6 protein-coding genes are annotated in these 8,700 nt (G+C 57.8%); all 6 read left to right on the top strand.

Going from position 1 to position 8,700, the window contains the following annotated elements; all coding sequences use genetic code 11:
• Positions 1–237: 237 nt before the first annotated feature.
• The 6 genes from dsrO (at position 238) to ltrA (ending at position 8,567) form a co-directional block, all read left to right on the top strand.
• Complete coding sequence (gene dsrO, locus IBX51_RS13295; protein ID WP_291831766.1) at positions 238–1,017, top strand: sulfate reduction electron transfer complex DsrMKJOP subunit DsrO; 780 nt, start codon at positions 238–240, stop codon at positions 1,015–1,017.
• Positions 998–2,116, top strand: coding sequence for an NrfD/PsrC family molybdoenzyme membrane anchor subunit (nrfD, locus tag IBX51_RS13300; protein WP_291831767.1), 1,119 nt, complete (start codon positions 998–1,000; stop codon positions 2,114–2,116). The genes dsrO and nrfD overlap by 20 nt, the downstream gene beginning before the upstream one ends.
• Positions 2,117–2,135: 19 nt before the next feature.
• Positions 2,136–5,228: a molybdopterin-dependent oxidoreductase gene (locus tag IBX51_RS13305; RefSeq protein WP_291831768.1), complete on the top strand. Its 3,093-nt coding sequence runs from the start codon at positions 2,136–2,138 to the stop codon at positions 5,226–5,228.
• Between the two features lie 86 nt (positions 5,229–5,314).
• A complete protein-coding gene (locus tag IBX51_RS13310) occupies positions 5,315–5,602 on the top strand; it encodes a hypothetical protein (RefSeq protein WP_291831769.1) in 288 nt (95 codons plus the stop codon).
• Positions 5,599–6,450 (top strand): porin, encoded by an 852-nt coding sequence (locus tag IBX51_RS13315; protein WP_291831770.1) that lies wholly within the window; start codon positions 5,599–5,601, stop codon positions 6,448–6,450. Before IBX51_RS13310 ends, IBX51_RS13315 begins: the two co-directional genes overlap by 4 nt.
• Before the next feature lie 839 nt (positions 6,451–7,289).
• Positions 7,290–8,567: a group II intron reverse transcriptase/maturase gene (ltrA, locus tag IBX51_RS13320; protein WP_291831771.1), complete on the top strand. Its 1,278-nt coding sequence runs from the start codon at positions 7,290–7,292 to the stop codon at positions 8,565–8,567.
• Positions 8,568–8,700 lie beyond the last annotated feature (133 nt).

Below are 8,700 nucleotides of genomic sequence, written 5' to 3' on the forward strand. Positions count from 1 at the left end.
GCATGCCGGGTGGTGTGGGAGGGGCGGAACCTATTGGTTCCCCCCTATCCCGATTTGGCCGTAAGGTCGGGTTTTGCCCTGGCCTCGATCTGAAACTGCTGTGGTTGATCCTTCAGGTTGGTACTTCCCACTATGACGGCATACCGTCAGCCTATTAACTTGATTAGCGTCAATTATCCGTTTTCTGCATTCGCTAAGGTGGGGTCCATACCCTGAACAGTCCCATCAGGAGGACGTATGGACTTTTCCCGCCGCACACTGCTCGGCCAAATTGCGCGCCTGACCGCAGGTGCCGCCTTGGTGCCTTTGAGCAGCCTGGCAAATGCCGGAATGAACCAACAACCCCCAAGGCGTGAGGGCGACAGCTCCAAGCGTTATGCCATGCTGATTGACCTGCGCCAGTGCATTGGTTGCCAGGCTTGTACGGTGTCTTGTCATATCGAAAACCAGGCGCCGCTGGGAAGTTTCCGCACGATTGTCTCCCAATACGAGGTGCAGAACGAAAGCACCGGCGACATCGCCACCATGATGTTGCCGCGTCTTTGCAACCACTGTGATGTCCCACCATGTGTACCAGTCTGCCCGGTTCAGGCCACCTTCCAGCGGGAAGATGGCATTGTGGTCGTGGATAGCGATGTCTGTGTGGGCTGTGCCTACTGTGTGCAGGCTTGCCCTTACGATGCCCGCTTTATCAACGAAGACACCCAGACAGCCGACAAATGTACCTTCTGTGCCCATCGTCTGGATGTTAGTTTGCTGCCCGCCTGTGTTGAGTCCTGCGTAGGTGGTGCGCGAATTATCGGGGATATCCGGGATCCGGAAAGCCAGATCAGCAAGATCATGGCAGAGCATTATGGCGAGCTGATGGTTCTGAAACCTGAGCAGGGCACTGCACCCCATGTGTTCTACCTGGGTATGGACGAGCGTTTTGTAACACGCCCGCTGGCTGATCCAGCCATCTGGGATGTGCGTGACAATCAGGGTGAGGAGGTAGGGTATGAGTTTGCTGGCCACTGAAATACTCACCCCGCGTTACGAACTGGCCTGGTATCCGTGGGCGGTACAGTACTTTTTCATGATCGCGATTTCTTATTCAGCGTTATTGATGACGCTGCCGGGCATGGTCTTCGGGCGTGAAAGGTTCATGCCGCTGGCACGGCTTGCGCTGTTGGTTGCGGTGACCTGCACCCTTGTGGGGCCGGTGGCGTTGCTGGCAGATCTGCATCAGCCGGCCCGGTTCTGGCATTTTTATGCCAACCCGGCACCCTGGTCCTGGATGTCGATTGGCGCGTTCTTGTTGCCGCCCTATGTGGTGTTGATGATTCTGTACGCCTACTTTTCTTGGCGCCCGGCCTTGATGGAAAAAGGCCATAACAACCAAGGCTGGGATGCCACACTGGCGCGTTGGCTGTGCCTGGGATCATGGCAAACACCCCGGCTAGCGGTGGTGGTGACCGGCCTTCTGGTCTCAGTGCTGGCACTTGGCATCATGGTCTACACCGGGGCAGAAATTTCCATCATCAAGGCACGCCCCTTGTGGAACACGCCCTGGTTACCGGTGATGTTTGTGCTGACCGGCCTGATTGCCGCTGCCGGCCTGGTCATGCTGCTTAACCGGCTGATGGCAGGCGGCAACCATGACGTCAATCGCCAGGGACTGAAGGTGATTCTGGTGTCCATTGTCGCCAGTGCGGTCGTCGCTGCCATCTGGTTGTTTCAGGGGCTTACCGGGTTCAGCCCTTCGGTGCAGGCGGCGCTTGAATCCGTGCGCTATAACCCGGACTGGGCGGCCATTGCGGCTTGGGCCCTTGGTGCCGGTGCGCTGCTGTTCCTGTCTACGTTGATGCTTTTACGGGCGCCGGCCTGGCAGCGTTGGGCCTGGCTGGTTGGCCTGATGGCCATTCATATGGGCTGGGCCTTCCGTTGGATGGTACTGATGGAGGTGCAAACCGTCGCCAAGAACACAGCCGGCTATTACAACCTGGTGGTTGAGGCTGGCTCCTACGGGCTGATGGGCATTATTGGCACCTTCGGGTTATGGCTGGCAGTGCTGTTGATTATCGACATTCTGGTGCCCTGGCGTGATACCAAACATGCCAATGGCACCACTCATTGATTGAAGCCGGAGCTTGACCATGGATAAAAATCGCCGCAATTTCCTGAAAGGTGCCGCCGCAGCGGGTGGTGTCGCGACCTTTGCTGCCGGTTACTCCGGGCCGCTGGAAAAAATTGGCAAGGGTCTGATTAATGGTACCGCGGGTGTACCGGCCCAGCATCGAACCAACGGTAACTCCCTGGCACCGGAGTATACCGTCGATCCGGATACCGGAAAGGTCGTGCTCAATCCGGATCAGCGTATTGCCTTTACGGTGTGCTACGGCTGCACCACCAAGTGCGGAGTTCGGGTACGTATCGACAACAACACCGAGCAGGTGCTTCGGGTCTCCGGCAACCCCTATCATCCACTTTCTGCCGATGAGCACTTTGATGAAACCATGCCGGTGATGGATGCTCTGCAGAAGCTCAGCACCTTCAAGGATCAGGGGCAACTCAACCGCTCGACAGCCTGTGCGCGCGGCAATGCCGCCATGGCGCAGCTCACCAGCGAAAAGCGCATCACCGAAGTACTTAAGCGGGTAGGCCCAAGAGGAAGTGGCCAGTGGAAGACGATTTCCTTCGAGCAGATGCTGGACGAAGTGGTAGAAGGCGGTGACTTGTTCGGAGAAGGCGCTGTTGAAGGTCTGAAGGATATTTACGACCACGATACCCCGGTAGACCCGAACAACCCCGAGTTCGGGCCCAAGGCGAACCAGTTGTTGGTGATGGAAGCCACAGATTACGGCCGTTCTGCCATTTTGCGCCGGTTTGCCATGAATGCTTTTGGTACCCGTAACTATGGCCACCATGGTTCTTATTGCGGCCTGGCGTTTCGGATGGGGTCCGGCGCCATGTATGACAACCTGGCGACGAATACCCACGCCAAACCGGACTACAGCAACGCCCGCTTTGCCCTGTTTATCGGCACCGCGCCGAGCCAGGCCGGCAATCCGTTTAAGCGGCAGGGCCGTCTGCTGGCGCAAGCCAGGGCCACGGGGAAACTCGAATATGTGGTGGTGGACCCGGCCCTGAACGCTACTGCTTCCCATTCTGTCGGCGACCGCAGCCGATGGATTCCAATTACGCCCGGGACCGACACCGCACTGGCCATGGGGCTCATTCGCTGGATGCTCGAGAACGAGGGGTATGCGACAGATTACCTGGCTTTACCCGGGCAGCATGCCGCGCAGGCCGCCGGTGAAACCGTGCATACAAATGCCACCCACCTGGTCATCGAAACCGAGGGACATCCCAACCTAGGGAAATTCCTGCGGTTGTCAGATCTGGGCCGCGCGGACGCCGGCGCCGACGACGATGTACCGGTGGTCATGGCGCCCGATGGCGAGCTCGAGAGCTCCGAAATGCTGAGCCGTGCCGAGCTGTTTGTTGAAACCACGGTTGCCACCCAGGCAGGTCAGGTATCGGTGAAAAGCTCCCTGTTCAAGCTCCGGGAGCAAGCGACTGCCCACACCATCGAAGACTACGCTGAAAACTGCGGCGTACCAGCCGACACCATTCGCAAACTGGCCACGAAGTTTGCTTCCCATGGCCGTGAGTCGGTTGCCGATACTCACGGAGGCATGATGTCTGGTACCGGGTTCTACGCGGCCTGGGGCATCAATATGCTCAACCTGCTGGCGGGCAGTGTGAACCAGAAAGGCGGCATGGCGGTGGGCGGTGGAGCCTACAACGGAATGGGGGCGGGGCCTCGCTATGACCTCGCCAATTTCCCGGGAAAGCGGGCCCCCCAAGGCGTATTCCTGTCCCGTTCCCGGTTTCCTTATGAGCGTTCGACGGAGTACAAGCAGCGGCTTGCCAAGGGTGACAACCCATACCCCGCACCGGCGCCCTGGCGAACACTGGCACCGCCGTTGCTGACCGAACACCTGATGGCTGGCCTTGAGGGCTATCCCTATCAGGCCAAGGCGTTGATCAGTTGCATGGCGAACCCGCTATACGGTCAGGCAGGTCTCACCGCGTTGATTGAGGACAAGCTCAAAGACCCGAAGCGTCTTGGGTTGTTTATTGCGGTAGACCCATTTATCAACGAAACCAACCAGTTTGCCGACTACATTGTGCCGGATTCAGTGATGTATGAAGTTTGGGGCTTCACCGGTGCCTGGCGTGGCACGCTGACCAGAATGACCACGGCGTGCTGGCCGGTGGTTGAGCCACGGCAGGCAAAGACGGCAGAAGGCGAGCCGATCAGCCTTGAAACCTTTTTTATCGGTGTTGGCAAGCGCCTGGGCCTTCCGGGTTTTGGCGAAGGCGCCATCTCGGATTCAGACGGTAACCGCTACCCGCTCGATCGAGCAGAAGATTTCTGTCTGCGCGCGGCCGCCAATATCGCGTTTACCGGCCAACCCTTGCCGGATGCTTCTGCAGATGACATTCGTGCCGGAGGCGTCGAACCCCTGATGGCGCGCTTGCACGCGCAATTGAAACCGGAAGAAGTGGGGCCAGTCGCTCACCTCTATTCCAGAGGCGGCCGTTTTGAATCCCATCAGGCTGCCTACAAAGGAAAGCAGCTTGGCCATACCTGGGCCAAACCGCTCTGTATTTACAATGAGCAGGTTGGTACCACCATAGACAGCTACAGTGGTCGCCGGTTGGTGGGTACACCGCACTTCCAGGAAGCGGGATTCTGGGACGGCTCGAAACTGCGTGATCACTACACCGAGTCCGATTGGCCGTTACTGGCATTCTCCTTCAAGTCGAACCTGATGAACCCGTATTCCATCGGCCTGGAGCGGCTGCGCATGATCAAACCCTATAATCCGGTCTTGCTGCACCGGGAAGACGCCAAGCGGTTCGGGGTTGGTCACGGTGAAACCATCCGCATTGAAAGCCCGGGTGGTGCCGTAACCGGTGTGGCGCTGGTGTGCGATGGCGTGCAGCGGGGAGCCATTGGTATTGAGCATGGTTATGGTCACAAGGCGCTTGGCGCTGCGGATTATGTGATCGACGGACAACTCCACAAGGGCAACGCCTATCTCGGGGCCGGGGTAAATCTGAACGATCTTGGCTTCACAGACCCGACCCGCCAAGGCGCAGCGACCTGGCTCGAGAATGTCTCCGGCGCTTCCGTGCGCCAGGGCTTGCCGGTACGGGTTTCGGTGGTACCTGCCTGACGAGGACGGAAACCCGGGCCGGACCGATCCAAAGCCCTGATCAGCCCAGCGGGCAATCAAGAATACGCAAACCAACGGAGTACACTATGAAAAAACATAAGCTTGCCTTATCCATCGCCTTCGCAGGCATGGTGTCAGCCCCAGCCTACGCGCAAAAGGTAGAAGTGCCTGACCTGGATGTAAATGTGTACGGTTTTATTAACATGGCCATCATGCACTCTGACACTGGCAATGGTTCCGAGCAGTACATTGTGGACAACGACTTCGCCTCCAGCCGTGTCGGCGGTGTGATCAGCACGGATCTGCCGGATACCGGCCTTAAGGTGGGGCCCATCTGGAATGGGAATACCAGCATAACCCCTCCAACCTGGTGACACCGGAGAACCGCTCCATCAAAGGCGACTTTGACGAGCGTATTATCAGCCTGTTCGTGCAAGGTGAGTACGGTAAGTTGACCGTCGGTCAGGGCCCTGGTGCCGCTGATGGCGCCACTGAATCGGATTTGTCTGGCACCAAGGTAGCGTCGTTCCCGGATCTGGCTCTTGTGGGGGGCGCCTTGCCGTTTGTGGAAAAAAGTGGCGACGTAACCATGAGTCCTACCGTGTTTCAATCGATCCGGAATCAGGATTTTGAGGCACGCTACGACCGGGTGCAGTATGACAGTCCGAAGTTTGGTCCCGTCAGTCTGGCCGTGAGCCAGGGGTACAAGGGGGAGCAGGACATCACAGAACTGGCCGCTTTCTACAATGCCAATCTTGATGGCCTGGGCCGGCTTTCTGCCTCTATTGGCTATTCCACCAAGGATGTTGGCGGCGCGGCGGGGGACTTGGACACCATTGGCGGCTCTGTTTCCTGGCTGCACAACACCGGCATTAACATGACCGTGGTGTACTCGAATACGGAGAACGATGCTGGTCGCGATTCTGACTTCAATATGTTCAAGGTGGGTTATAAGACTGGCAAACACGCATTCACCGTGCACCGCGCCCAGGGTATGGACTTTGATCCGGTAGTTGTGACTCCCGGTGCCAATGAGGGCGATCCCGACATTCGTAACCGGGTTGCCGGTTCTGATGTCGAGGTTTACGGCGCCGCCTACGTGTACCAGCCCATCAAGCGTCTGGAGATCTACGCTGCGTACAACAACTTCTCACTGGATGCCGATAGCGGCAGCTACGAGGATGTGGATGTCGCGATAGTCGGTAGCCGGTTGCGCTTCTGACCAGGGGTTAGTTGAAAAATAAAAAAGCCGGGCTGCGATAGCCCGGCTTTTTTTGTTTGCCCGGCGAAGCCGGCAAACCCGGCCACCTGAAAGAAGGTGGCGTCGCCCCGACTGAGGGGAAGACAATCCGATTGGCAAGGGCGTTGTTGGCTAACGGCAGGGTCTGAAGGAAGCCATAGGAAGTTAACGGTACACAACGCAAGTGAACCTGTTTCGGCAGTTCAGGTGGGTCAGCGTGCAAAATAGCGCGACGCCCGATACTCAGTCAGACCTGTGCTGTGTTTGAGGGTGGCATCGTTAACAGGGAGCCGGTGCAGTAACCGGGGAAGCCTGACACCGAATCCGGTCAGTCCGGAGACTGCAGCGCAAGGTGAAAGCCAAGGCTGCGGTGGGTGCGAGGTGGCAGATGAAGCCGTAGTAGTGAGGAAGTTCCGGCCTTTGGTAGTTTTTTTTTTGCTCCTGGAAAAAAACTGCATTTACGCCATCCATGGCGCTCAAGCCTGGTAACAGTGTGGAGGAGAAAACCGGAACGACCGCTGGCGGAGGTTCAGCGGACCGGTCAGGGTCAAAAGCTCTGATCGGATGCGAAGGGCGGAAGTCATTAACGAGAATGACGGACGACGAGCGAGAGGTGGACGCTGTGTTCACAAGCTGCCCGACGGGGCAGGGAAGTGGGTTGAGGTGCTGCGGGAACGCAGTGGCTTTGGCCTTCTCTGAACGAGGGAGTAGAACGACACCGTGGCGGCAGATTGCCTAAGCGCTAGTACCCGGACGGGTCGTTTGAAGTACACCAGCAGCCAGACTGATCCTCGAAGCCGTCATCACAGAGATGAGCAGGCATGAGGACCTACTACAGCCTTTACGGACAGTTGCTGTCAAAGCAGCGTTTGTATGAAGCCTTCAGACACGTCAAGCGTAACAAGGGTGCGGCCGGAATTGATGGGCAGAGCCTGAGTGCGTTTGAAGCAAATCTGGAGGTTGAGCTGTCGTGCCTGTTACTCGAACTGAAGGAAAAGTGCTATCGAGCGCAACCGGTCAGACGTGTGGCCATCGCCAAGGATGACGGGGGTGAGCGTTTGTTGGGCATTCCAACGGTTCGGGACCGTGTCGTGCAACAGGCGTTGCGCAGTATCATCGAACCGATCTTCGAGCCGGACTTCCACCCGTCGAGCTACGGGTATCGTCCGGGACGCAGTGGTCACCACGCCATCGGCAAGGCGGAGTTGTTCATCCGCCGCTACCGGCGGGAATGGGTTGTGGATATGGACCTGTCGAAATGCTTCGACACCCTCAACCATGACCTGATCATCCGCCAGTTCCGCCAACGGATCACGGACGGCAGTGTTCTGTCACTGTTGCGCCAGTGTCTGGAAAGCGGCGTGATGGTGGGGTATCACTTTGAGGAGACGGAACTGGGAAGCCCGCAGGGCGGCGTGATCAGTCCGCTGATTGCAAACGTCTACCTGGACGCCTTCGACCAGTTTATGAAAGCGCGGGGTCACCGGATTGTCCGCTACGCGGACGACATCCTGATCCTGTGCGGCTCACGAGCTGGGGCAAAGAATGCGTTGAGGGTAGCCCAAAGCTATCTGGAAGGTGAGCTGAAGCTGACCGTCAATGCCACCAAGACCCACATTGCGCACAGCGATGACGGGGTGAAGTTCCTGGGCGTAGTAATACACACGAATTACACCCGCATCCAGGACAAGAAAGTGGTGAAACTCAAGCAGACGCTCAAAGCACTGACCAAGCGAAACCGGGGTATCGGACTTGCGGCCATTATCCGTGAGCTGAATCCGGTGTTACGTGGCTTTGCCAACTACTTCCGGGTGGCGAACTGCGCGCGGGTATTGAAACAGGTGATGAGCTGGGTAAGGCGACGCCTTCGCTGCATCCAGCTCAAGCAGTGGAAGAAGCCCAGTCGGCTGCATCGGCGACTGAAACAGCTGGGTTATCGCCCCCCGTTTCAGTTCATCAAGATGCAAAGCTGGCGCAATGCGGCCTCACCGCTGGCCCATCTGGCGATCCCCAACGCCCACCTGCACGATGAGCTGAGGTTGATGGACTTAACCAAAGTCAAAACGGGCATCACTGTCCCCGAATTCGGGGTAAGTTAATGGCATGAGCCGTATACGAGGCCCGTATGTACGGTTCTGTGAGAGGGATGAGGCGGTAACGCCTCACCCTACTCGATGTGGAACCCGGTGCTACCCGGGTTATTCAAAGGTCCGTGGCCGGACGGTATCCGGT

It is taken from the genome of Marinobacter sp., assembly GCF_014859525.1.
In the GTDB taxonomy this organism is placed as follows: Bacteria; Pseudomonadota; Gammaproteobacteria; order Pseudomonadales; family Oleiphilaceae; genus Marinobacter.